Consider the following 21,263-nt stretch of genomic DNA (forward strand, 5'->3'; position numbering starts at 1 on the left):
GCTCACATCCCCCTCATTTTGTCCCGGCTGAAAATCCGGGGGTTCGATTTCACCGAGAACCCGGTCGCCGCTGCGGTGGTCGGGTCATCGGTCTCGGCCCCGAGTGAGACCTTTCCCTCCGCGACAAGCGTGAGGAACTTGATCGCCTGATTGTAGCGGTTGAGATAGGTCTTCTGATCTGTGCTCTCGTCGATGCCGATGCGAGAGAACAGGTTATAGACTGCGATGTCCTTCGAGCATTTGTTGATGATCTTGGGGGCCGGTGAGATCGGCACGGCGTACCTCTTGGCAAGGTAGCCGTCGATCTCACCGTCAGCGTCCGCAATCGCCTCGTCAATGATCGGGGCGACCAGCTCCTCACGTTCTGCGGGGTCTTCGATGAAGGTGTCCCCGATGATCGCGTTGAGGGCGTCATCCTTTACCATGCTACGGACTTCGGCTCTCGTGCTGTAGCTCACGCCGTCCCCTCCCTTCTGTCAAAAGCGGGAGGTTTAGACCTCGGAGCCGTCAGAGCCGACCGCCATCTGCCAGAAGCCGAAGCCAGCGTTGCCACGGCTGTCCGCGCCATAGATGAACTTCTTGCTCATGAAGACGTTGTCATCGGTCTCGGCAGTCTTGGAGACGAACTTCGCCTTCTTGCGCTGCTGGTAGATGAGGGGCTTGATGGGGCGGCTGGTGTCCAGAAGGAACCACGCCGCGTCGCTGGTGAGTCGGGGCTCGACGTGGAGCTCTGCGGTGCCCTGCATGGTGTTCTTGGTGCCGTTGATGAACTCGGCGACCAGGATTTCCCGGGCCTTGGCCTCCAGAGCGGGCGGAACGACCAGCAGATTGGGAACCAGGGCCAGGGAGCGGCCCTTGCTGTTCTTGTAGCCTCTCATCATCGCGCGGGCGGTGACATAGGACTCCAGGGAGAGCTTGCTGGTGATCTTGTTGCTCACCGCGTTCTTGCCGACCTCATGGTCGGTAGCGAAGAACGCCTTGCCGTCGTAGCACTTCGCCTCGAAGCCGGAGGCCAGCAGCGCGTAGACCAGCTCGTCGGGATGGGAAGCAGCGGACGCGCCGAGCATCTGGATAGAGGGCTTATACAGGCCGATCTTGTCGTCCTCGATCGCATTGCGGTCGACGCCGACGGTCAGCTCGAAGTCCTTGTTCTTGATGGTGTAGTCAGAGCCGGTGAGGTTCTGGATTTCGCGGTCGCCGATCCACTCCCTCATCCCGGGGATGTCGCCGAGCCACGCATAGGTTTCGCTGTCACTGGTGGAAGGGACAACGGTCGCGACCTTCTCATAGGTCGGCTTCTGCTCAGAGAACGCCTGATTGAACAGAGTGTTGAAAGAGACGTAGATGCCTCTGAGGTTCTGGGGATTGATAATCATGATGTGTTATCCTCCTTTTGTTTGTTGGTGTTAGGACGCGCTGGTCACGGTGACGCCGCGACCGATTTCAACGGCGACGCCGTCCTCGTCTACGCGAACGACCAGACCAGCGGCGGAAGCCCCGGTCGCAAGAGCGGTGACGGTCTGATCGTCCTCGATGTAGCAAGGCTTGAGGACGTGGGCCGCGCCGATCTTGTTCGAGGTGGTGGCGGTATTATTAAAGACGAACACGCCGCGAGCGACGCGGATGAACGCCTCGCCATCTGCCCCCTTATTCTCGACGGTCTCCTCCGCGCGGCCCGCTGCGGTCAGGCCAGTCGCTTTCTTGCCGGGGATTGCGTAGCCGTTGGCGTCCAGGGCGACGAGAGCCCCCTGGTAGATGGTGGTGCCGCCCTTGACGGGCAGATACAGGAACTTCGCGTCCTGCATGATCTCGGTGGTGTCCCTTTCTTTGGTCAGAGCTGCCATGATGTTAGTCCTCCTTCATTCCGTACTTCTTGACGTCTTCGGCACTGATGCCGAGCTGCTTGCAGACGAGCATCGTCGCGTTGTCGATCTGGTCGCCCTTGAGAGGGAGATTGTCGCCACCGGCGATCTCGCTCATGGGAACGACCTGGGGAGCCTTCTCCACAAAGGAGCCGAAACCCTTCGGGTCACTCAGAGCGTAGCTCCTGGCCCACTCCTTCTGTGCCGGAGTGATCTTTCCGGCCTTGAGAGCCAGGGTGACAGCCTCGTCGGCGTCGCGCTGCGCGTTCTGCTGCTTGAGAGCCTTGAGCTCCTCCAGCACATTGACGCCGTCGATGGTGCCGCCTTTGAGCTCCATGATCTTCGCCGTGACGTCATCCGTGGCTGCTCCGGCCTTGAGTCCCAGCAGCTCACACACAGCCTTGTTTGCGACGACGTTTTCGTCGGCGGCGGGGGGCTGCTGTCCCTCCTTGAGAGCTTTGTTCTCGGCGACGCACGCCTTGAGAGCCTCCATGACCTGCTCCTCGTTGGCGTCTTCGCCCAGGCCCAGCAGCTCAGCGAGCTTCTTGATGATTTCCATGTTGTTTTGTCCTCCTTCAAAAGTTTCAGAATTAACGATTGCGGTCATTCCTTCGATCGCGGGGGTATTTGTCAGAGCCAGAGAGTGAAGCCCCGTCGCCTTGTTGTCTGATTTGCGGACATTGACCACGGGGGAGAGGTAGCGGTACTCCTTGTTCTGGAGGTACTGCGCCCCTCTGGGCGTCCACTCGACGACGGCCTTGATCTGTCCGTCCTCCAGTTTGAGCTCCTTGACCCATCCGGCAGCGGGGGCTTCGACCCCCTTGAGCGTCTGGTGTTCGTAGTCGACAACGAGATCGACGCCACGTTTGGCGATCTGCGCCTTCATCGCTTTGTAGCTCTCCTCGTCAACATCGAACTCCCCCTTCGAGCTGACGACGTGTCCCAGGGGGAGGACGGAGATTGTCTCCGGGGCCCCCTCAAGCTCCACGTTGCTGCCCTTGAGGATGAAAAACTCATTCATTTTTGCTGTGTCCTCCTTCGGTTTCTTCCCGAGCCTTGCTCTAAGGCCGTTAGCACGCGTGCAAACGCCCCTATTTCGCTTCTTCCGGGCTCCCGCCCCCCTGCGGTCGCCCGCCGCTCTGCGGCCCTCTGCGGGCCTCTCAGCGGCTTACACGCCCATCCGCTCCTTTTCCCTGTTCTGGTACGCCTTCACCAGCGGCTCGGGATAGTCTTTCATGTCGGGCTCGAAGCGTACCTTTGCGGGGTTGGAGGAGAAGTGGGGGTCGGGAGCAACTGCCGGGAAGGACGTCTCAACCTTCAAGCCCCGCTGCTCCACCTGACGCTTTGAGAGCGTCCTCACGGTGCAGCGGCAGCGGAAGCCGTTTGGAGGAAACCATGTGTCCCATATAGGGCTGTCTGCCGGGAATACCTTCCCGTCCATCGCAAGGTGACTCGGGCGCGTGTGGGAGTCGTTGACGGCGTCGTACATCCAGTACGGGCGGAGCTGCATGACGTCCGGGTCTGTCATTTGCTCGTAGTGCCCTACGTTATATGCCGTTTGGATGTTGGTGCGGAAGATGTTGTCGGCTTGCAGCGGGTCGAGCCCTTCATAGCCTTCGGCTTCGAGGAACTCGTTCATGTTCGCCCGGAACTCCGAGAGGGTGTTTCCTTCCTCCATGGCTGCAAGAAGCTCATCATAGAACCGCTTGAGCATCTGGGCCTTGGTGTAGCCGCTGACCGTGAAGGCGAGCCCCCGGTACTCCTCGGCGATTGCGTAGAACTTCGCAGCTGTTACCGGGACGCGCTCCTTGAAGTAGCTGACGGCCTCCTCGAAGGTCATGTCTTTCCGCGTGAAAATCTCGTCGATGTCAGCCATTCTCCAGCACCCGCCCCTCGAGGTCTGCGTAGAGCATGACCTTTTGCAGCAGCTCTTCCACCTCGGAGACATCCATCGCGGCATAAAGCTCGGCAACGGCCTTGTTGTCCTCCATCATGTTGCGGAGCTCCTCAAGGCTTTCCGCTTTCTCAATTATCTTGAGAACAGGGCCGAAGGCACGCTTGAAGCTACCGGCCCCGTGCCGCACGGCTGCGGATGCGAGCTTGTCGATGTGCTGCTGCGTTCCGACGCCGCCATCACCTTCGGCCTTGAGCGCGATCTGCGCCGGGTTTGGCTCCTTTTTGAATGGGAGCCCGGTCAATCCCGCACTTGTCGACCTGGGTGCAGCGACTTCCTCGTCAGCTTCCGGCTCCGGGATGGAGAACTTCTTGTAGATGAAGCTCGTCGGAACCCGGAGGCCGACCTCGTTGACGAGTGTGCCGATGATGGTCGCCGTCTGGGTAAGGTCTTCCGACTCCTCGCAGTCAAAGCGGATATGCGGCACGCGCTTGTCTTCTCCGAAGTTGAAGATGCACAAGGGACGGATGAGATCGCGTCGGAGTGTGGATGCAAGGGACTTGCAGTCAGCGACGGTCAAGTCGTGCCGGACGTCGTTGTGCGTCTTGCTCTGGGCGTAGCTTCCGCCGCCAGAGTCAGAGGTGAGCGTCTGCCCGAGGATTGCCTTGGAGATTTGCTCGTCGCAATATCGGGCGAGGCGTTCGTACAGGTCAGAGCTTGACGTCTTCTCCGTGGTGATGAAGTCGATCGATGTGCCGTCCGGGATAATGCCCGCCGCGTCCGCGCCGATCTGGATGAGGGCTTGCATGAGGGCGACCTTGTCCGCCTCGCTCGCCCCGGGCGCATACTTGCCCAGGCGAAGCGGTAGGCCGTAGACCTCGGCAAAGCTGACCCAGTCCTTGAGATCGTAGTTTTTGAATAGGTACATCCAGGCAACGACCCGGAGGATGCCCGCCCGGGATGTGTGTCCACTGCGGGCCTTGTACCTGTGGACGATGAATTTGTTCGTGGGGAGCAGGATGCCCTCGGGTGCGTCCTTGGTGCGTACCTTGAAGGAGTCATCCAGGCTATCCCAGAAGAACCGCTTTTGATGCCTGGACTTGATCTCCCTGACAACGACGTGTCCCTCGTCGTAGCCCCACATGATTTCGGAGACGGCGAAGCCCTTTCCGATCGCGTCCAGAAGGTCGGTCTCGACGTCCTCAAGGCTCTCGATGCCGTTGATCTGCTCTTCGATGAAGTCGGCGATCTCCTTGTCTCTCGGGTCATCGCTGAACGGGATGATCTCGAAGTCGAGCCCCGTGACGGCGTTCTTTCTGGTCTGGAGCTGGCTGAACAGGTGGGGGTCTTTCTCCTCCATCTCCTCGAAGAGCTCCATCTGCCGGAGAACGTCTCCTGCGTCGGCCTCCTTGAAAATTTCCGCCAGCTTGACCGGCGTGAGACCGTTGCTCGGGTACTCGCTGTACTTGTCCGTCACCTGGGCGACGGCGATCTCGTTTGTATCGGGGCGGCGGAGCGGCGCGGGGTTCTGCTGCGGCTGCTTCTGCCGCTTTTGCTTCTTACTCATTCAACCGCCTCCTCGATGCGCCGGTGCGCTTTCTCAAAATACTCGTCATCCAGCTCGACGCCGATGAACCTCCGCCCGGTCTTCTTTGCCGCGACCAGAGTGGAGCCGCTCCCGGCGAATGGGTCAAGAATGAGGTCTCCCGGCTTCGTGACGGACGTGATGAGGTTCGCGATGAGTCCCACCGGCTTCTCTGTTGGGTGTATCATCTGGGCACTCCCGAGCTTGCTGAAGGTAACGAGGTCTTTCGGCCTGTGTCCAGGGAAGCTATACTTCCCCTTGATTGCGAAGACGATGTTCTCGTGGGATGGTGCAAACGCCGCCTTCGTGTCTCCCATTCCGTGATGAACCTTGTCCCAGATAACTTCACTTTTCACCTGGAAGCCCGCCAGCTTGATCGCGTCGATGAAGGTCTGCTCAACGTCCCATCTGGTAAAGCAGAGAATGGCTCCTCCGGGTTTCAGAACCCTGTAGGCGTCATACAGGAACCAGATGAAGGGCGACTTGTCGTTCTTAATCCGGGCCCCGGTCTGGGAGACGTAGTTGATGCCATAGGGCGGGTCTGTGATGATCGCGTCGATGCTCTCCGCCTCCATCTGTCGGAGCACGGTGAGGCTGTCGTCGTGGATGATGGTGTTCTCTTTGATGGTGATATGCCCCACCTCCTTAATAGGCTCCGCGCTTGAAGTCCAGGGCGCGGGCGATGACGCTCTTGTATTCGACCTTCCGCCCGACTTTGACATCGAGGGCCAGCTTGACCGCCATCTGGAGGCCGTCCGGGCCGTCGTCGTTCTTGCCCATCGGGTACTCGGTCATCTGCTTCAAGAGGGTCTTGTGCTTCCGGCTGAACTTGACGTAGCCGTTCTTGATGAATGGCTGCAAGGACTGGATGCGAGCGTCTTTGTTCTGTGTGCTGTTGATCTCCACAATGGGGAGGTATTCGCCGACTGCTGCGGACTTCTGACGCATGATCTCGGCGAAGTAGTATTGAAACTGAACCGTCTCGACGCCGAACTGGTAGTAGGGCCGCTTGTACTCTCGCTTGAGGCGGCGGCTTGCCTCCAGGGCGTCCTCGATGATCTGGTCGGGCTTTCGCTTCGCGATGTCCGCGATGATGACGTAGATGTAGCCGGTGGACGTATCCTTCGCCAGAGCGAAGATGGAGCTGGTGTCCGACTTCTTGTTCTTGCCCAGTGAGGGGTCGTTCGCCCCGATGAACAGGAACTTCGGGTCGGAGAAGTCCGGGGGCTGCTTCCCGTCGTCATCCCAGAAGTCAAACCACTCCTCTTGGAAGGTGCAGTTTTCCGGGTCGATTGGGTCGTTCTGGATTTCGCTGTTGAACGACGCCTCGCCTTCTGAGACGCGGATGACCATGAGGTCGTAGTACGAGAGCTTCTCCTCCCACAAGACGGAGGTGCCTTCCAGCATCTCGTCCTTGTTGGCCTCGTAGAACTCCAGGGCCTCCTCCTGCCGGTTCTCGTTGGTGAGATCGGTGAAGATCGCTTCCCAGGCGTCCCAGAGCTCGCCGTTGGTGGCGAAGCTAATGACGCCCTGATACCTGACCGACTTGTAGCTTGGGTTCTTCGCCACATTGGCAAGCAGCGCGTCGAAGTGCAGCAGCGTCCCGATGTAGACGATGTCGGTGTAGGTGTCGCCTGCCTTCGAGACCGCCTTATAGAACCAGTCGCGGAGCTTCTTTCTCTGCTCCGGGGTGTTAACGTTCTCGTCGTTTTCCAGGTCGTCGCAGACGATGAGGTCGGGTCTCCATTGTTTGTGACGCCGACCACGGATTTTCTTGCCGGAGCCGATTGCCTCGATCTTGACACCGTTGGAGAGCAGGATGACCGAGGACTTCCAGACCTTTCCCTCCAGCTCTCCGAAGTCTTCCTTGAGGACGGTGTTCTCTTCGAGCTCCGTCTTGATGTCCGCGAGGAACCCTTCCGCCTGTTCGGAACTGTCCGACAGGATGAGGATGTAATGCTTGTAGGCGTAGACAGAGGCGTGGATGGAGTCCTTAAAGGTGAAGGTCGTGCTCTTTGCGTGACCACGGGGTGCCTCGATTGCCCGGTGACATCCATCGGCCCGGGAGATCTCTTTTGCAGACTCCCCGGGGTCGAGACCCTTCATGACGCCCTCGCGCCATATCTTGTCGAGCTCCCCGTGGAACGCCGGGGAAGGCCGGACGAAGTAGTGCGCGAGATAGGCCCGCCCGAAGTATTCAAGATCAAATGCCCCGAGCTTCCGGCGCAGCCCCTTCGGCCCGGTCAGCTCTTTCCCGTCCTTGAAGTCCCGGAGGAGCCGCGCCCGACGTTCGGGGAAGTTGTCACCTCGGACAACATAATCGAGAAAAAGTTGCCGTTGGTAGTCACGGTTTGCGACCACTTCGCGGTCTTCCGGCTCCTCGAGCCGTTCGAGGTATTCATTGATGTCAATCTTCGCCATCGGTCAGCACCTTCTCTCTCGCCCGCGCAAGTACGTCATGCAGCTCTCCCGCGAGCTCCGGGTGCTGCTTGATCGCCGCCATGAGCTCGGCCTCCATCTGATCGAAGGCGAGCTCCGCCTTTTTCTTGAGGTCTGCTCGGACACGCTTCTCATAAGTCGCGTTCCGGGCCAGGGAGGCGATGAGCCGCCCAGCTTTGTCGAGGGGCATTTCCTGGAAGTCGTCCTCGGCGGTGCTGACCCGCTGCATGAGACCGTCCATGAGCACCATTGACGCCGCCTTCGTGTAGTCGAGGTCGGGGTGCGCTTCAACGGCCTGGGCGATTGCCTGAGTCCTCTGGATGGTCTCGGCGACGCGCTGCGCGGCTTGGGTGGTTCGGATAGCATACCGGCCGATCGCCGACTTGCTGATCTCGTACCCTTCGCTTTTGAGCCATGCAGAGAGCTCCTCGTAGGTGTTGGTGGTGTCGGATAGCTTGACGTCGAGTTGCCCCTTAATGTCATCCGGGAGCTTGTCGATCGTCGAGCTTACCCGTGTCCGGCGTCGCTCGTTCTTAGACATCGACGCCGGGGTCGTCAATCGTGCTCTCCAGAAGGTCGACACCCTTCCGCGTGAGCTTGATGACGGCGTCCTTTCGGTAGGCGTTGTATGCGTTCGCCGTCCGGCTGGTGAAAACAATGTAGCCCGCCTCCTCCAGATACTCAATGTGCTTCGAGATGTCGGGGGAGTAGATCAAGCCATCGGCGACGAGGGCGTTCGTGATCTGCCGGACGAGGAGCGTGTTCTGGTTGCCTTTCGCCAGGGCCCGGATGATGTAGCCCCGGATAGCTTTATTCTTGCTGACTTCCTGTTCCGTCAGCTCGTCCATGATTGCCATGAGCTGTTATTCCTCCTTTCCTTTTCCTTTGCCGTAGAGAATTTGGTCGAGCTTATCCTCGACCCGGTTCATGACCCGGATGTAGTCCTCCCGGGTGACGTACACCAGCGGGAGGTCTGCTTTGAGGTCGTTGAGCTTCTCTTCTACCTTCGCGATCTTCTCAGCGGCCTCTTTCTTTGCCTCCGCGATCTGGGCGGCGTTCCTCTTGTCTGCCTCCTCCAGCGTCGCGAGCGTCTTCTTGATGAAGAACGTCAGAGCACCGACGACGAGGGTGCAAAGGAGGGAAGCCGCTGCGCCGATGACGGTGGTGATCTGTGCGACGTCCATGTGCGCCCCTCCTTACTCTTTGGAAGAAGGAGCAGCCTCCTCGGTGACGGTGTTGCCCTCAAGCAGCACGCCCTCGGGGAGCGTGATGAACGGGTCGCTCTGCTTCACCTTCAGGACGGCGTCCTCGATGCACTTCGTCAGGTAGTCGTCGAAGCTGCCCAGGTTGTCGGTGATGACCTTCTGGGCCTCCGGCGCGATCGCTGCCTTGACCTCGTTGAAGACCTGTTTGCCCAGGGCAAGCAAGTCCTCGCGGTTCGCGGCCCCGCTCTTGACCGCGTCGCGGAGGGCTTTTGCCGTGGTCTGCTCCATCGCGCCGACCGACTTGGTCGCAAGGTTCTCGACGTCCGCAAGGGCGTTGTCGAGCACTTTGCGGGCCGACTCGTCCTCGATCTGGGCCGTCTGCGCTTTCAGCTTCGAGGCCCCGAGGCGGATGTAGTAGACCGCGTAGGCTCCCGCGAGGGAGATGACGGCGAGGGAGAGGTTCACCAGAACCTCGGTCGCCGCGCTCTGGATGATGTTCATGTCCATGTGTTGCGTCCTCCTTTTGGGTAAAAAATAAGAGTACAAGCTACGCTTGTACTCTTAGGGTAAACCATCCTCTCGGAAGCCTCTATATGTAGCACTTCTAAGATATAGCTTTTATTAAGTTGTGTCTCCCAGCCCGTCCGTGCCGGTTAGGATGTCGAAGAGCTCAAGCTGCCCTTCGAGCTTTCCGTCTCCGCAAAGCTGCCGTACCCAACGCTCGGTGACGTTGTATTTTCGGGCGAGCTCCGGGTGATTGTAGCCGTTGAACTCGGCCTTGATGTGGGCGTCGCGGACGGGTCTGAGGACGCTCTCCGGCTTCGGGAGGTAGATGGTGGCACCGCCTACGACCTCGCAGAGCTTGTAGAAGTTTTCGACTCCGATTGCCTCCGCGATCGTCCTGTTGTCTCCATCTGTTATCATGTCGATCGTCAGCTCTTTCGAGAGATTGTCCATGTCCCGCCCTCCTTTCTTTTACTCGGTCGGCTGCTCCATCATCTTGCCCAGGATGCCGATGATCTCTCCGACCTTGATTGCCTCGCCGAACTTGTTGGCCCAGTAGTCCGGGGAATTGATGACTCCGGCTTTCACAAGGGCCGTCAGGCCGTTCCGCTGCCAGTCCGGGTAATTTGCCAGGGGGTCGGGCTCCGGGGCCGGAGAGGGGCTCTCAGGGGCTTCCTGGGCCATGATCTGACCGAGGAGCTTGACCACGTTCGCGCCGTACCCGCTGCCAGGGACGGCCCACCCCTTTCCGTTGGGGTTGTCCGCCGCGCCGAGCCACTCCACATAGGGAGCAGAGCCGCGAGCCACAAGAGAGAAGCGGGGGTCGACGCAAGTGTTGACCAGGGGCTCGGTGGATGCGTATGCTTTGAGGTGCTGGATTTGAGCGCGGACGCCGGTGCGGGGGTCAGGGAAGGTAGCGGCCTGTCCCGTGGCGTTCCCGTTCAGAGCTCCGATGCCCGCGTAGTTGTTTTGACTCGGGAGGACGATGCCGCCGAACTTGAAGTAGCCGGTCTCGTGGAGACTCTGGGCGAAGGCGACGTCTCCGCGAACGCCCTCGGCCTTGCCTTCCTCCAGGAAGATTTCCGCGAGCTGCTCCAGGGTGCAGCTCGTCAGCTTGGGCTCCGCGTTCTTGCTCCTGCAAAAGAGGGCCATCTGCTGTGCCGTGGCATGGGCCTCGCCCATGATCTCGGTCTTGGGTGTGTCATTGACGCCGAAGTAGTCCGCCAGCAGCTCTGCCTCGGCGACCGCCAGCTTGTCCAGGTTGGCGTCCACCGAGAGCCACTTCGTCGCGGCGGTGTTGGTGTGGAAGCTGTGCTCAATGAGCATATAGAACGGGGTGCCAACGGCCCGGGCTCCACGGAGGACGCCGTAGTATTCGCCGCCCGCGCTGTTCTTCCGGGTCGCCGTTCGCCCCGCTTGATTGGTTCCCATGAGCTCGCCGATCTTCTTTGCAATCTGGAGTGCGAGGACGTCGACGTCGTTCAGATTGTCGTAGGCCCGGTAGACTACAGGGTAGTCCACGCTCTCGGTGCTGCAAGCGTTGGAGTGGAGGGAGATGAAGACGTTGCACCCCTTCGATGCTGCGCCGCGCTCATAGACGCCGAGGTCGGTGTCGATGTCCGCCCGGGTGGTAATGACCTCGAAGCCCCGGGTCTCCAGCTCGGCCTTGAGCTTGAGGTGCAGCTTCCAGACCATCGCGCTCTCGTAGTAGGTCTTCACGACCGGGCTCTGATTGTACTTACTGCCGACGTGTCCGGCGTCGAGGCAAATCTTGATCTTACTCATCACCGTCGCCCTCCTCCTCGTCAGCGTGGAAGATAGGCTCCCCGTCGACTTCGTTGATCTCCGGCTCCTGGGCCGGTGTGGTGTTGACCGCCTGGGCGGTATTGGTTTTCTTGTTGGCTGCTGCCATGATGTGAACCTCCTGTTATAAATTCATGACCGGGGCGTAGACCTTCTCGTGGTATTCCCCGATTGTGTACTTGTCCCGGCCCTCTGCCTCGAGGGCCTTCATAAACTTCTCCATCTCCACCGCGAGCTTGAGGAGCTTGAGAACGCCGACCTGTTCCGGCGTTACCTCGTGCATATCCGGCCCCACGGTGGCCGCGATCGCTCTGCGAAGATAGAAGTCGCCCGTGAATGTGTCCATCGCATTGAACTCATCCCAGACCTCCCGGGCGAACTTCTTGCGGTTCAACCTGGGCTTGTTCGGAGGAAGGAAGCCTTCTTCCTGGAGCTGCTTCTTGATTGCCGCTCTCCTGTCCTTCTCGCGCTGTGTGAGCCGTTTTTTCTTCTGGGGCATTATTCTTCACCTCCCCGGTCTTCCGGCCAGCCATCGGGCCCGAGTGGGCCGTAGCCGGTCTTCTCCCGGTACACGTTCGCCGCCCGGATAGCCTGGGCAAAGGCGGCGTCGCTCGCCAGTTTGGCGGCGAGTGCCCGCTGCTTTTCCCGGCTCCCGCCCTTATCCGTCGCGGCTGGGATTTCCTCCACGGCGCGGGGGTCGATTTCGGTGAGGCGGCGGGCGATGTTTCCCGGGAGGCTCTGGTAGTTGATGCGAAGGAATACGAGCCCGGTCTCGATGCACACGTCGATGTCGCTGCTCCGTATGCCGCGCTGCATCCGAACGATGCCTTCGAGAGCCCCCAGGACGGCCTCGTCGCTCGCTGCGGTCGGCCTATTCATTCCGGGCCTCCTTCTGCTTCTGCCGCGCGAGGATTGCCTTGAGCCCCTCGATGACCTTCTCGCACTTGGCGTTGTCGAGCCATTCGATGCGGTCAACGTGGGCGACGCGCTTGATGAAGCCCTGGATGCGCCTTGGGTCGTCGTTCCACCCGAGCTCTTCGCAGATGGCGTAGATTTTGCGCCGCTGCGAGACGGTGCGGGGGTCGCCCCCTTCGTCGGTGCGCTTGCTGCAGATGTCCCGCTTCGTCCCGTCCTTCATGTTCTGGAGGACGCGGGCGACGGTGTTGATCTCTCCCTGGGAGAGCTTCTTCATGGACTCCTTCCCGGTTTCCCGGTACACGACGGCGTGAAGGTCTTCGTCCGTGAGCATGAGCTCCGGCGACTTCGCGATCGCCCAGAGCGTTCGGATGGAGGGCTGCTTTCGCCCTGTTCTTGCTGCTGCCATTCCTGGGCCCCCTTTCTTAGTTGCCCGCCTTGATCTGCTCCAGCTTGGCGATGTTGACCTCGTAGCCGAAGACGTCGCCCTGCTTCCAGGTGGCCCCGACAGCGTTGACCGTGTCCTCCCCGTACTTCTTGAGGGCCTCCTTGCTGACCTTCTCCTCGACCACGATGCAGTCGGTCATCTGCCGAGACTTGAGACGGCGGATGATCTCCTCCAGCTTCTCCTTCGCGCGGGGGAGGGAGACGGAGGTGGAGAGCCGGAAGCCGACCTCTCCGAAGGTGAGGGTCATCGACTTCGCCTTGCCCATCTCGTCGCGGTGATCGGTGACGAAGGTCTTGATCTCGCGCTCCAGGCGGGCGATGCTGTCCTTGTAGGGCTTGCACTGTTCCTCGGCGACCTTCTGGGCTCCGATGATCTGCTTCTGCATATCGCTCTCGATGTCGCCGACCGCGATCTGCGCCTCGGCGATCTGACGGAGGGCGTCGTTCACGTCCTCCCAGGACTTGAGGCTCGGGGCCTCGATCACTCTTTTTCTTGCCATTGGTTAAGCTCCTTTCGTGCGTTTGTTATGGTGGACTCTGCCCCTGCGGGGGACATAGGAGTCTGCGAAAATCATGTAAAGTCCCAGAGGGAGGGTCAGCAGGACGGCAGTCACATCCCGGTCTTCCGGGGTTGTTCCGCTGCAAGCCAACGCGATCAAGATGCCGGACATAATCACCAGCGCGGCACCGATGAGACGCTGTTCTCTCATTTTCATTGTCCGCGCCTCCCCTCAGAGCATCATCATCGAGGACGCTTGCTCGATGATCTTCAAGGTGACGACCTCCTCGCCACGGTCGGCGAGGATGCGCTTGACGTTGGAGAGCGTGCGGTCGAGGAGGCGGAAGCAGCCGGTCTGCATATTGCACGCCCGGGCCTTGAGCTCCAGCAGGGCGTCCGGCTCGATCTCGAAGCCCTCCAGGTAGCCCTCAACCTCGGACGGGGTCAGCCCCCGGAGCGAGGCGTAGAAGTCCACGCGGTTCGCCATGCGGACGAGGTAGGTCTTGATCTGAGCCTCCAGCTTCGGCTCGCCAGCGATCACAAGGCCGACGTCGCTCTGGTCGAAGATTGCCCGGAGTATCTCCATCTTCTTCTGGGTGTACTTGGATACCAGCTTGTCCGCCTCGTCGATGATAAGGAGGTAGCCCCGGTTCGTGTTGAAGAACTCCCGGATGCCGTTGACCCTGCGCCAGATGGTGCCGTAGCCGCTGGGGAGGCCCAGGCTCCGCTCGATCGCTTCCACAAGGTCGCGGCTGCTCATGGTGTCGTCGCACTCGATGTAGGCGACGCGGGGGAGCTTCGCATATTGACGGAGGGCGTAGGTCTTGCCGTAGCCGCTTCGGGCGACCACGATGCCGAGCCCGATGTACTCCTGACAGCTCTGGCACACGCCGAGGACTGCCTTCGCGTCCCGGCTCTCATAGAAGACCGGCGTCTGCCCGGTCTTTGCTCCCGGCTCCTGCGCCGGTGCGGAGACCTCAACGGCCTCGCCCGTCTCATGGGCCAGGAACTCGGCCAGCTTGTTCTCCAGGTCGGTCGGGTCGCTGTCGTACTTGCCCGCGAGGTAGCGGGAGACCGTCGTGCGGCTGTAGCCGATCGACTTCGCCACGTTGGCGATGCTGCTGCGGTTGGTGAGGATGTAGTTGTTGATCTTCTGGGCGAGGCTCTGGGCCTCGGTGTAGGTGATGCTGCGCTCTGCTGCTGTGACTTCCATGTTGTACCTCCTGTTATTCGTTCATGGCCCTCAGACGTGCGAGGGCGTCTCCTGCCTTCGATGCGAGGAACTCGTCCCCGGCATTGGTTTTCTTCTTCTTGGTTGCCGCTGCGGCCTCCGCCCGGAACTCCTTGTCGTTCGGGAGGAAGACCAGCTTCGGGCTTCTCTCGGCCTTGATGGTCAGGTCGATCATGCCGACCGCCTCGGAAGCTCTTCCGCCCTCGCCGGTGCGGAGCTCGTAGGGCCTGGTCATGTCCTCCAGGAACTCGCGCACCTCGCGCTCCTGCCGCTTCTGATCGCGGAGATGCTTTTCGAGTGCCGCCTGGGAACAATGCGGGCCGAAGGCCAGCAGCTCCGGCGAGACTGCCTCGCAGATTTTCCGGCCCTGCTGGTCGAAAACATAGAGCTTGGTGACGTCGTCGATGTCCCACTTGATGCCGACCTTCTGACCGATGTACTTGCCGAGCTCGCTGTCGGAGTAGACCGTTCCGAACTTGTTGATGCCGTAGTTGTAGACCCGGGCCGTGTCCGCCTTCATGAGCAGCATCGCCGCGTATTCCCTGGGCGGTGCGGCCTTCTCGTAGCGTGGGCCGTTCTCGAACATCTCGATCGGAGTGACCCACTTCTCGCCCGCGTCCTTGAGGCCACGGTGTACCCGCGTGTGATACTTGGTTTCCTTCCAGGTCGTCCAGACCTCGAAGAACTCCTCCATCGTCAGCAGCTCGCCGCGCTCCAGCATCTTGTCGACGTCCTTCTGCCGTTTGGCGTAGGTCTTGGAGCCCGTCAGGGTGCCGGTGTAGGACTCGAACCAGCGGGAGAACTTGTCGCACACGGTTTTGAAGAACCGCTCGATCGGTTTGTCCCATGGCTGGTAGGGAAGCGACCGGCCCACGTCCTCGATGCCGATGCTCTGGTAGAAGCCCACCGTCTCGGCGTCGAAGGAGAAGTCGATCTTCCGCTCCTTGCGGTTCTGCCCCGTCATCGTCTTCGCGGTGTAGTCCTTGCCGTTGTCGACGTGCAGGATATGGGGGACACCGCCCGGGTTGCTGTAGATCATCTTGACCAGAGACTCCTTCAAGGTCTGGGAGTTGGCGTCCACGCACGCCACGTCGCCGATGATGCAGCGGCTCTTCATGTCCATCCAGGCGACCAGCTTCGGGCGGACGGCCTTGACCTTGCCGTTCGGTGCCGTCCACTGTACCCAGAAGTCGAAGGTGTGCTCGTCGCCCACGACGTACTCCATGACCTCGAGGCTCGTTGCGTCGCGGCGGGCCTTGACCATCTTCTTGTTCTTCCACTCCCTCGTCCCGTTGGCGGCGAGGTAGCGGGCCGACTCCGCGCCCGGGGTGTCCATGAGGTACTTGATGTAGCGGGCGACGGTCTTAATGGAGGGGTAGCTCTCCCATCCGCGCCGCTCTGCCTCTTCCTCGAACCGCTCGTAGAGCATCTCGATCGTGCCCAGGTTGGCGGCGAAGCGGCGGTCGAACCAGATGTTCTCGATGAGGGCCTTCTGCTCCGGCGTCAGGCTCGGGAAGGTTCCCGTCTCCTTTGGCTTCCGGCACAAGGCCAGGGCTCGGAAGTAGTCCCGGTTCTGTCCGTCCTCCTTCTCCAGCTTGAGGGCCCAGGCGTTCGCCTCGAGGACGTTCTGGGTGTAGCGGTAAAGGGTCTGCGGGCTCACGCCCAGGCCCAGGGCGAACCGCTCGGCGTAGGCCGTGCGGTCGGGGCCGTCGTAGTCGATGAAGTCCTGAACCCGTGCGGCCAGCTCGACCGCCTCGTAGAACCTCTTCTTGTTGCTCTCGATGTAGTGGTTGAGGTCGGCGTCCACATACCAGGGCGTCGCCTCTGCTGCTCTGCGGTCTATGATGACATCCCTCCCGTCTACCTTCTGCGCGGCCCGGTATGCTTTCCGCGCCTTCGTGGTCAGGGAGGCGACGGAGATCAAGACTTGATCTTTGCCTCCGCCCTCCCGGGCCTGGGTCTGCGTTTTGTATTGCTTGGGGCTTCTCTGGGCTCGCTTCTTCATGGCTTCGTATGTGATACCCTCGAAGGCAGCGGCCTCTTCCAGTGTGATGAATACGTCCGGCACCTCTGTCCCTCCCTTCTGTTGGGGTTATGCCGCGATCGCCTTTTCGACCTTCCTCGGGTCGAGCTCGAGGGCCGCGACGATCGCCGGGAGGTACTTCCCGCCCGAGCGGGTGCCGTTAAGGATATAGCTCAAATACTGGGGTGCTACGCCCACTTCGGCGGCGAGCTCCGCCTTTGTCATGTCCTGGTCTGCGAGAGCCTTGACGACCAGCTTGCCGAAGGGCGTGAGCTTCTTGTTTGGGCCTCTCATCGCTGTCCTCCTTTCTCTGCTTTCGTTCTTAGATTTACTTCCGGGCCACCGCGTAGGCCAGGGCCAGCGCGACGCCGATGAACGCCGCCGCCTGTACGGCGGGGAGCGGGAGCCGGAGCAGTACGAACGCCGCCGCGAACCCGAGGGTCGCCAGGGCGATCAATCCGGCTCCGACGTAGATGTCCACCATCCTGTCGACCGCCTTGGTGATCTTGACCCGCGCGGGTCTCATGCGTTTCAGAGCCTCGCGCTTGGTTTCGTTCTCAAGTAATTTGAGAATGAGGTCGTAAGTCCGCACGCTCTGGGAGGCTTCGTAGAACTCCCTCTCCAGCCCGATCTTTGCCTGGAAGGGGTTGCGGGGGTCGCCCGCGTCCCGTTTCCTGTAGGCCGCGTTCCGGCGTGCTACCAGCATCTCGCCGATCGCGGTCTGTAATTCCTGTACGTTTGCCATGCTGCTCTCCTTCCATTTCCCTCCCCGGGCCGGTATAATTGGGGTGAGGCTACCAGCCCAGGAAGGGGGTGTTTTTCGTGAATGATGCTGTCAAAATTGATACTGGGAACCCATACGCCGATCTCTCAATAGAGCATCGCATATCCCAGCTCCCGGAGTTTTGGGCGTTGGTGTCCTACCTGGAAGCGAAGGGCGTCCTCGATCGTGAGGAGTTTTACGACTGCCTGAATGAAAAATGCAAACAGGCCGTCGCGACCGCTACGCTTTTGAGTAGGGAGTCGCAAGACTCTTGAGCATCTCCCTCGTAAACCGTCGCTCTCTCCGAAAATGCTCGATGAGGTTGGGATGCAGCCCTTCCTCGTCAGGGGCCGTCTGTTCATCGGACGGCCCTTTCTCTTTGGGCGGCTCGCCCGTGACCAGCCACGCCAGCCAGCACTCCCGGCAGGAGAGCCGGTCGCACGTTTCGGGGATGACCGGCGGGCACGGTTTGGAGATGATGTCCGCGATCTCGCCCGCCGTGGTGGTGCTTGCCTTGATGATCTCGAGCCCGGTCACGGCTGCATCCCCTCCTTGAACTTCTGGACGGCGTAGTTGTTCTCGTACATCTCCGCGAGCTCCCGGATGTGGTCGTGGAGGGCTTTCCGCATGACCATGGCCGGATATTCACCGACCGTCTCGATCGCGTCATCCAGCTCGCGGGCCATGTTGAAGATGTTGAGATAGACCTTGCAGTCGTTCGGCGGACAATCCTGGGCGAGCATAAGGCCCAGGCCGTAGACCTTCCGCACCGTCCACTCGCTTCGTATGCCCTTGTTCGCATGGATGAAGGTGTCGGGCTCCGTCTCGGTTGGACTGGGCGGCTCCGGCTCCTCCAGCTTGTTCGGCTCGAAGTGGTCGGGGTCGACCTCGGTCTCGCTCTTGCCGATCATCCCCAGGCGGTACAGGGCCACCTTGAAGCCGTGGAGCTCGTGCGCCGCCGCTTTGGCGTCGATGTCGGGGTGGTGCTTGCTCTCGACCTGGGTCTCAAGCTGCTGCTCCCACCCTGCGATCATGAGCTGCGGCTCGACTTCCTCTTCGGAGCACTCGGCGTCGCTCTCCACGATCACGGTGCAGACGGGAGGCTCTTCGGAGAAGTCCGACTCGGACTCCAGGCCCCGGGCCTGCTCCACGGCGACCTCGATGCAGTCGGCGTCGGTGTACTCCATCGCGTCGCGGTCGAAGTCGATGTCCCCGGTGTACTGCTCGGCGTCGATGACGCCGAAGCTCCCGAGGTCTGGGTAGTTTCGCTTCTCGCGGTCGTTGAAACGGACGACCAGGAAGCCGTTGATCTTCTTAATCTTTCTCATGCTGCTGTCTTCCTTTCTGCCCTGCCATCGTCAGGCCGGGTAGGGCGGCTCCCGGCGACGCCCCGGAGGGCGTTTCGGCTTTAGACTCCTTCGGGCCGGTGCTCATCCAGGCCCGCGACCATCCGCTCGCACCTCGCGGCCCGAGCCTTCTGTTCCTGGTAGATCGTGACCGCCCGGGTGAAGGCGATGTCCTGCGGGGTGTCTGCCATCTCCGCCATGATGTCGGCGGCGGAGGCCATACGCTCGCGGCTCTCTTTGGCGTCATCTGTCGCGAGCGTCCAGAGGTCGAGGTATAGGTCACTCGGGAATACAGACCGCGTCAACCGCAATCCGAGGGAGCGGTTTTCTTCCTTCAATCTGTCGACCAGACCGCCCAGCTCCTTGAGCCGCTTCTTTGCGTCATCCAGCTCTCGCCGGTTGTATGCGAGCTGCTGCTCGGCGGTCTCTGCGCGTTGCTTCATGCTGCAAGCGAAGTCGTCCTCGATGTTCTGCTCGGCGACATCAAAGCAGCCCTCAAATGCGGCGGCGATGTAGCTCTGCGGGCCCAGCTCTTCGACCATCTGCTTGATCTTGGAGAGGGTCTCGCGCTCCTGCTCCTTGGTGGCGGGGACGTCGGTGTCGTCAAGCTCCACGTCCGTGATTTCCCGGCCCTTGCTCGCGGTCTTGAAAACCTTCCGGGCTGCTGCTTCTGTCCGCTCGGTGATGTATGCGGTCTCGGTCTCGCCCTCGTCGACGATGTAGGTAATCTTGTATCTATTCATGCTGCTGCTCCTTCCTGTTGAGATCATCCGGCCAGCGGCGGGATGACGCGGATTGTGTTCGTGTTCTTGTGGAGAACAATGAGCTCTCCGTTCGGCTTCTGTCTGACGACCAGCCAGTTTTCCGGGGCGAGCCCCGCTTGTCCGAGCCTGATCTTCTGCTTTCTGGTCGGCTTCTTGCCGCGTCTCAATGAGATCGCCTCCCTTTCCCCTTTCCTTTTTTCTGGGGGTGTGATATGATTTAACTTGCTTTAGAATTAAATCTATCTATACTATACTATCCGAACGGAGAGATGTCAATACCTTTCCTCTCTTTTTGGAGAGAAAATGCTCTTTCATCTCTCGTTTTGGAGTGATTTGGAGGTTGTTTTATGTCTGAACTCGTCGATAGAATTGGGGCCACGATCAAAGAGAAGGGACTCACTTTTAACCGTGTCGAACATGATTGCGGTCTTGGAAATGGAACAATAAAGCGGTGGGGAGACCAGAGCCCGCGCCTGGACAAGCTGGTGCGCGTGTCTGAGTATCTCGATGTGTCGCTCGACTATCTCGTCTTCGGGGCTCTCCATTCAGAGAGCTCTCCGAGCGGAGAAACTCCAGACCTTGAGGCAGTAAAGCGGGAGCAGGGCCTATCGTGTGACGGGAGCCCACTCGACGAAGTTGAGGCAGACCTTGTCGCCATGTTTCGGCTCCTTCCGTCCAGTGAGAAAGAAGATCTATTTGACCTTGTTTACTTCAAATACAAAAAGCACGTTGAGAAAAAGATGGAGTCTATCTACTGGACGTATGCCGAAGGGAGCGGCGACGAAAAAAGCGGCCCTTCCCAGGGCCTTGATGCCCGGGATGGAACCGCCTGATTTTTTGTGCTATTTTGATTTAGTTATAAATCTATTTTCTGTCCCTTTGTTGTTGGGCCCGTGTTTGGGGCTCAAACGCCCAAAACCCCGGGAAAAACGGGCAAAGGGACGCCGTCCCATTGTTTTGACGGATTTGTCCCTTTGTGCGTCCCAGATTTTGCTCGGTTGCGAGCAGATGCCGCGCACGCCTCGCACGGGCCACGCACGCCCCAGTCCGCGCCGATCTGCGCCGAAGTCTCGGTTTTTCGAGCAAAATTCGCACGCTCTAACGCCTCGTTAGCACGCCTGACCCCCTTGCCATTCGCTGCCCCGTCTGCTATACTATCCTCAAGGGCTGCGAAGCTCGTCCTCTTGGGTCTGCTGCTGTGACTTCCGGGACGTCGCCGAGCGGCCCCTTCTTTGCGAATAACCCCCGGAATGGCCGTTTTACGCGGTTTTCCGGGGGTTTCTGCATCCTGCGGGTGTGTGTCGCGCCCGCCACGCTGCCGCCGTTGTGGGCCGTTCCTGGGCCTCCTGTGCATGAAAAAAGGACGCCGACCGCCGCCGACGCCCATGATCTCAAGATTGTTGTTAAACTGCGGGCCGTTCCCACCTCAAAAGTGCCGTTTCCCGTTGAAATAGCGGGGTTTCCCGACTTCTCCCGCCCCGTCCCGGTTTATCCCGCATTTCTCAAATACGTTGTCCCCGTACATCAGCACGCAAAAAGAGCCGCGCCCTTTTGGGGCACGGCTCTGCGGTTGGATCTGGGATGTACGCGCTCAGGCGGTCTCTTCCACGCTCTGAGCGGCGGCACGGCCTGCTTCCAGCTTCTGCTTGAAACGGCCGCTGGCCTTGAAGCCGGGGATGGAGGTGGACTCCAGACGGCTGGAGACCTTGGTCTTGGGGTTGGTGTAAGCCTTGGGCTTGCGGGGACGCATCTCAAAACGGCCAAAGCCGGCAATGGTCACCTTCTCGTCTGCACGCAGGCAGTCAGCGATCTGGTCAAACAAAGCGTCCATCGTGGTCTCGACCTGTGCTTCGGTAAAGCCGGTCTTGCGTGCCACGGTTTCGATCATCTGGGAACGAGTCATTGTATCGATATCCTCCTGGAACGTCCAAAAGTAACGTCTTTTGGCAAATTTTGCGTTGTTGAGTATAACAAATGCAGCCC

At 60.2% G+C, this 21,263-nt stretch carries 30 protein-coding genes and 1 other RNA gene; 1 reads left to right on the forward strand and 30 read right to left on the reverse strand.

Annotated features, from left to right (window positions below; all coding sequences use genetic code 11):
• Nucleotides 1-2: 2 nt before the first annotated feature.
• The 29 genes from U0L91_RS05595 to U0L91_RS05735 all read right to left on the reverse strand — a co-directional run bounded on the left by U0L91_RS05595 (nucleotide 3) and on the right by U0L91_RS05735 (nucleotide 19,447).
• Nucleotides 3-458 carry a gp436 family protein gene (locus U0L91_RS05595; protein ID WP_330045214.1) on the reverse strand — a complete coding sequence of 152 codons (456 nt, stop codon included), beginning with the start codon at nucleotides 456-458 and terminating at the stop codon, nucleotides 3-5.
• Nucleotides 459-491: 33 nt separating this feature from the next.
• Nucleotides 492-1,376, reverse strand: coding sequence for a Mu-like prophage major head subunit gpT family protein (locus tag U0L91_RS05600; protein ID WP_330045215.1), 885 nt, complete (start codon nucleotides 1,374-1,376; stop codon nucleotides 492-494).
• Nucleotides 1,377-1,406: 30 nt separating this feature from the next.
• The gene (locus U0L91_RS05605) at nucleotides 1,407-1,844 is read right to left on the reverse strand and encodes a hypothetical protein (protein ID WP_330045216.1); all 438 of its coding nucleotides are present in this window, start codon (nucleotides 1,842-1,844) and stop codon (nucleotides 1,407-1,409) included.
• Between the two features lie 4 nt (nucleotides 1,845-1,848).
• Nucleotides 1,849-2,883 carry a phage protease gene (locus U0L91_RS05610; protein ID WP_330045217.1) on the reverse strand — a complete coding sequence of 345 codons (1,035 nt, stop codon included), beginning with the start codon at nucleotides 2,881-2,883 and terminating at the stop codon, nucleotides 1,849-1,851.
• A 147-nt stretch (nucleotides 2,884-3,030) separates the two neighbouring features.
• Nucleotides 3,031-3,738: a phage head morphogenesis protein gene (locus U0L91_RS05615; protein ID WP_330045218.1), complete on the reverse strand. Its 708-nt coding sequence runs from the start codon at nucleotides 3,736-3,738 to the stop codon at nucleotides 3,031-3,033.
• Entirely contained in the window at nucleotides 3,731-5,323 is a 1,593-nt protein-coding gene (locus U0L91_RS05620) for a DUF935 domain-containing protein (protein ID WP_330045219.1), read from the reverse strand. Before U0L91_RS05620 ends, U0L91_RS05615 begins: the two co-directional genes overlap by 8 nt.
• The gene (locus U0L91_RS05625) at nucleotides 5,320-5,982 is read right to left on the reverse strand and encodes a DNA-methyltransferase (protein WP_330045220.1); all 663 of its coding nucleotides are present in this window, start codon (nucleotides 5,980-5,982) and stop codon (nucleotides 5,320-5,322) included. The genes U0L91_RS05620 and U0L91_RS05625 overlap by 4 nt, the downstream gene beginning before the upstream one ends.
• A gap of 4 nt (nucleotides 5,983-5,986) precedes the next feature.
• Nucleotides 5,987-7,762 (reverse strand): phage terminase large subunit, encoded by a 1,776-nt coding sequence (gene terL, locus U0L91_RS05630; RefSeq protein WP_330045221.1) that lies wholly within the window; start codon nucleotides 7,760-7,762, stop codon nucleotides 5,987-5,989.
• The gene (locus U0L91_RS05635) at nucleotides 7,749-8,321 is read right to left on the reverse strand and encodes a DUF3486 family protein (RefSeq protein WP_330045242.1); all 573 of its coding nucleotides are present in this window, start codon (nucleotides 8,319-8,321) and stop codon (nucleotides 7,749-7,751) included. Before U0L91_RS05635 ends, terL begins: the two co-directional genes overlap by 14 nt.
• On the reverse strand, nucleotides 8,314-8,637 hold the full coding sequence (locus tag U0L91_RS05640; RefSeq protein WP_330045222.1) for a hypothetical protein: 324 nt from the start codon (nucleotides 8,635-8,637) through the stop codon (nucleotides 8,314-8,316). The genes U0L91_RS05635 and U0L91_RS05640 overlap by 8 nt, the downstream gene beginning before the upstream one ends.
• Nucleotides 8,638-8,643: 6 nt before the next feature.
• Nucleotides 8,644-8,964, reverse strand: a complete 321-nt coding sequence (locus U0L91_RS05645) for a hypothetical protein (protein WP_330045223.1) — start codon at nucleotides 8,962-8,964, stop codon at nucleotides 8,644-8,646.
• A gap of 12 nt (nucleotides 8,965-8,976) precedes the next feature.
• On the reverse strand, nucleotides 8,977-9,492 hold the full coding sequence (locus U0L91_RS05650; protein WP_330045224.1) for a hypothetical protein: 516 nt from the start codon (nucleotides 9,490-9,492) through the stop codon (nucleotides 8,977-8,979).
• 114 nt (nucleotides 9,493-9,606) lie between these two features.
• The gene (locus U0L91_RS05655; protein ID WP_330045225.1) at nucleotides 9,607-9,942 is read right to left on the reverse strand and encodes a Mor transcription activator family protein; all 336 of its coding nucleotides are present in this window, start codon (nucleotides 9,940-9,942) and stop codon (nucleotides 9,607-9,609) included.
• An 18-nt stretch (nucleotides 9,943-9,960) separates the two neighbouring features.
• Entirely contained in the window at nucleotides 9,961-11,274 is a 1,314-nt protein-coding gene (locus tag U0L91_RS05660) for an N-acetylmuramoyl-L-alanine amidase (protein ID WP_330045226.1), read from the reverse strand.
• Nucleotides 11,267-11,401 carry a hypothetical protein gene (locus U0L91_RS05665; protein ID WP_330045227.1) on the reverse strand — a complete coding sequence of 45 codons (135 nt, stop codon included), beginning with the start codon at nucleotides 11,399-11,401 and terminating at the stop codon, nucleotides 11,267-11,269. The genes U0L91_RS05660 and U0L91_RS05665 overlap by 8 nt, the downstream gene beginning before the upstream one ends.
• 15 nt (nucleotides 11,402-11,416) lie before the next feature.
• On the reverse strand, nucleotides 11,417-11,791 hold the full coding sequence (locus U0L91_RS05670; RefSeq protein ID WP_330045228.1) for an addiction module toxin RelE: 375 nt from the start codon (nucleotides 11,789-11,791) through the stop codon (nucleotides 11,417-11,419).
• Entirely contained in the window at nucleotides 11,791-12,171 is a 381-nt protein-coding gene (locus U0L91_RS05675; RefSeq protein WP_330045229.1) for a translation initiation factor IF-2, read from the reverse strand. The genes U0L91_RS05670 and U0L91_RS05675 overlap by 1 nt, the downstream gene beginning before the upstream one ends.
• Nucleotides 12,164-12,616, reverse strand: a complete 453-nt coding sequence (locus tag U0L91_RS05680) for a regulatory protein GemA (RefSeq protein ID WP_330045230.1) — start codon at nucleotides 12,614-12,616, stop codon at nucleotides 12,164-12,166. The genes U0L91_RS05675 and U0L91_RS05680 overlap by 8 nt, the downstream gene beginning before the upstream one ends.
• A gap of 16 nt (nucleotides 12,617-12,632) precedes the next feature.
• The gene (locus U0L91_RS05685; protein WP_330045231.1) at nucleotides 12,633-13,154 is read right to left on the reverse strand and encodes a host-nuclease inhibitor Gam family protein; all 522 of its coding nucleotides are present in this window, start codon (nucleotides 13,152-13,154) and stop codon (nucleotides 12,633-12,635) included.
• A gap of 3 nt (nucleotides 13,155-13,157) precedes the next feature.
• Nucleotides 13,158-13,370: a hypothetical protein gene (locus U0L91_RS05690; protein ID WP_330045232.1), complete on the reverse strand. Its 213-nt coding sequence runs from the start codon at nucleotides 13,368-13,370 to the stop codon at nucleotides 13,158-13,160.
• A 15-nt stretch (nucleotides 13,371-13,385) separates the two neighbouring features.
• On the reverse strand, nucleotides 13,386-14,366 hold the full coding sequence (locus U0L91_RS05695; protein ID WP_330045233.1) for an AAA family ATPase: 981 nt from the start codon (nucleotides 14,364-14,366) through the stop codon (nucleotides 13,386-13,388).
• A 13-nt stretch (nucleotides 14,367-14,379) separates the two neighbouring features.
• The gene (locus tag U0L91_RS05700) at nucleotides 14,380-16,044 is read right to left on the reverse strand and encodes a Mu transposase C-terminal domain-containing protein (protein ID WP_336647866.1); all 1,665 of its coding nucleotides are present in this window, start codon (nucleotides 16,042-16,044) and stop codon (nucleotides 14,380-14,382) included.
• Nucleotides 16,045-16,476: 432 nt separating this feature from the next.
• The gene (locus U0L91_RS05705) at nucleotides 16,477-16,701 is read right to left on the reverse strand and encodes a helix-turn-helix domain-containing protein (protein ID WP_330045235.1); all 225 of its coding nucleotides are present in this window, start codon (nucleotides 16,699-16,701) and stop codon (nucleotides 16,477-16,479) included.
• A gap of 34 nt (nucleotides 16,702-16,735) precedes the next feature.
• The gene (locus U0L91_RS05710) at nucleotides 16,736-17,152 is read right to left on the reverse strand and encodes a hypothetical protein (protein WP_330045236.1); all 417 of its coding nucleotides are present in this window, start codon (nucleotides 17,150-17,152) and stop codon (nucleotides 16,736-16,738) included.
• Nucleotides 17,153-17,410: 258 nt separating this feature from the next.
• On the reverse strand, nucleotides 17,411-17,707 hold the full coding sequence (locus U0L91_RS05715) for a hypothetical protein (protein ID WP_330045237.1): 297 nt from the start codon (nucleotides 17,705-17,707) through the stop codon (nucleotides 17,411-17,413).
• Nucleotides 17,704-18,498: a hypothetical protein gene (locus U0L91_RS05720; RefSeq protein WP_330045238.1), complete on the reverse strand. Its 795-nt coding sequence runs from the start codon at nucleotides 18,496-18,498 to the stop codon at nucleotides 17,704-17,706. The genes U0L91_RS05715 and U0L91_RS05720 overlap by 4 nt, the downstream gene beginning before the upstream one ends.
• 15 nt (nucleotides 18,499-18,513) lie before the next feature.
• Nucleotides 18,514-18,578: hammerhead ribozyme type II (locus U0L91_RS05725), an RNA gene on the reverse strand.
• A complete protein-coding gene (locus tag U0L91_RS05730; RefSeq protein ID WP_330045239.1) occupies nucleotides 18,579-19,259 on the reverse strand; it encodes a hypothetical protein in 681 nt (226 codons plus the stop codon).
• 23 nt (nucleotides 19,260-19,282) lie between these two features.
• A complete protein-coding gene (locus U0L91_RS05735) occupies nucleotides 19,283-19,447 on the reverse strand; it encodes a DUF6906 family protein (RefSeq protein WP_330045240.1) in 165 nt (54 codons plus the stop codon).
• Nucleotides 19,448-19,627: 180 nt separating this feature from the next.
• Between U0L91_RS05735 and U0L91_RS05740 the strand changes: the two genes are divergently transcribed.
• Nucleotides 19,628-20,113, forward strand: a complete 486-nt coding sequence (locus U0L91_RS05740) for a helix-turn-helix domain-containing protein (protein WP_330045241.1) — start codon at nucleotides 19,628-19,630, stop codon at nucleotides 20,111-20,113.
• Nucleotides 20,114-20,871: 758 nt separating this feature from the next.
• Here U0L91_RS05740 and U0L91_RS05745 read toward each other — a convergent pair.
• Nucleotides 20,872-21,183, reverse strand: a complete 312-nt coding sequence (locus tag U0L91_RS05745; RefSeq protein WP_005929264.1) for an HU family DNA-binding protein — start codon at nucleotides 21,181-21,183, stop codon at nucleotides 20,872-20,874.
• Nucleotides 21,184-21,263 lie beyond the last annotated feature (80 nt).

The sequence above is a fragment of the Gemmiger sp. genome, assembly GCF_036306485.1.
Lineage (GTDB): Bacteria > Bacillota > Clostridia > Oscillospirales > Ruminococcaceae > Gemmiger.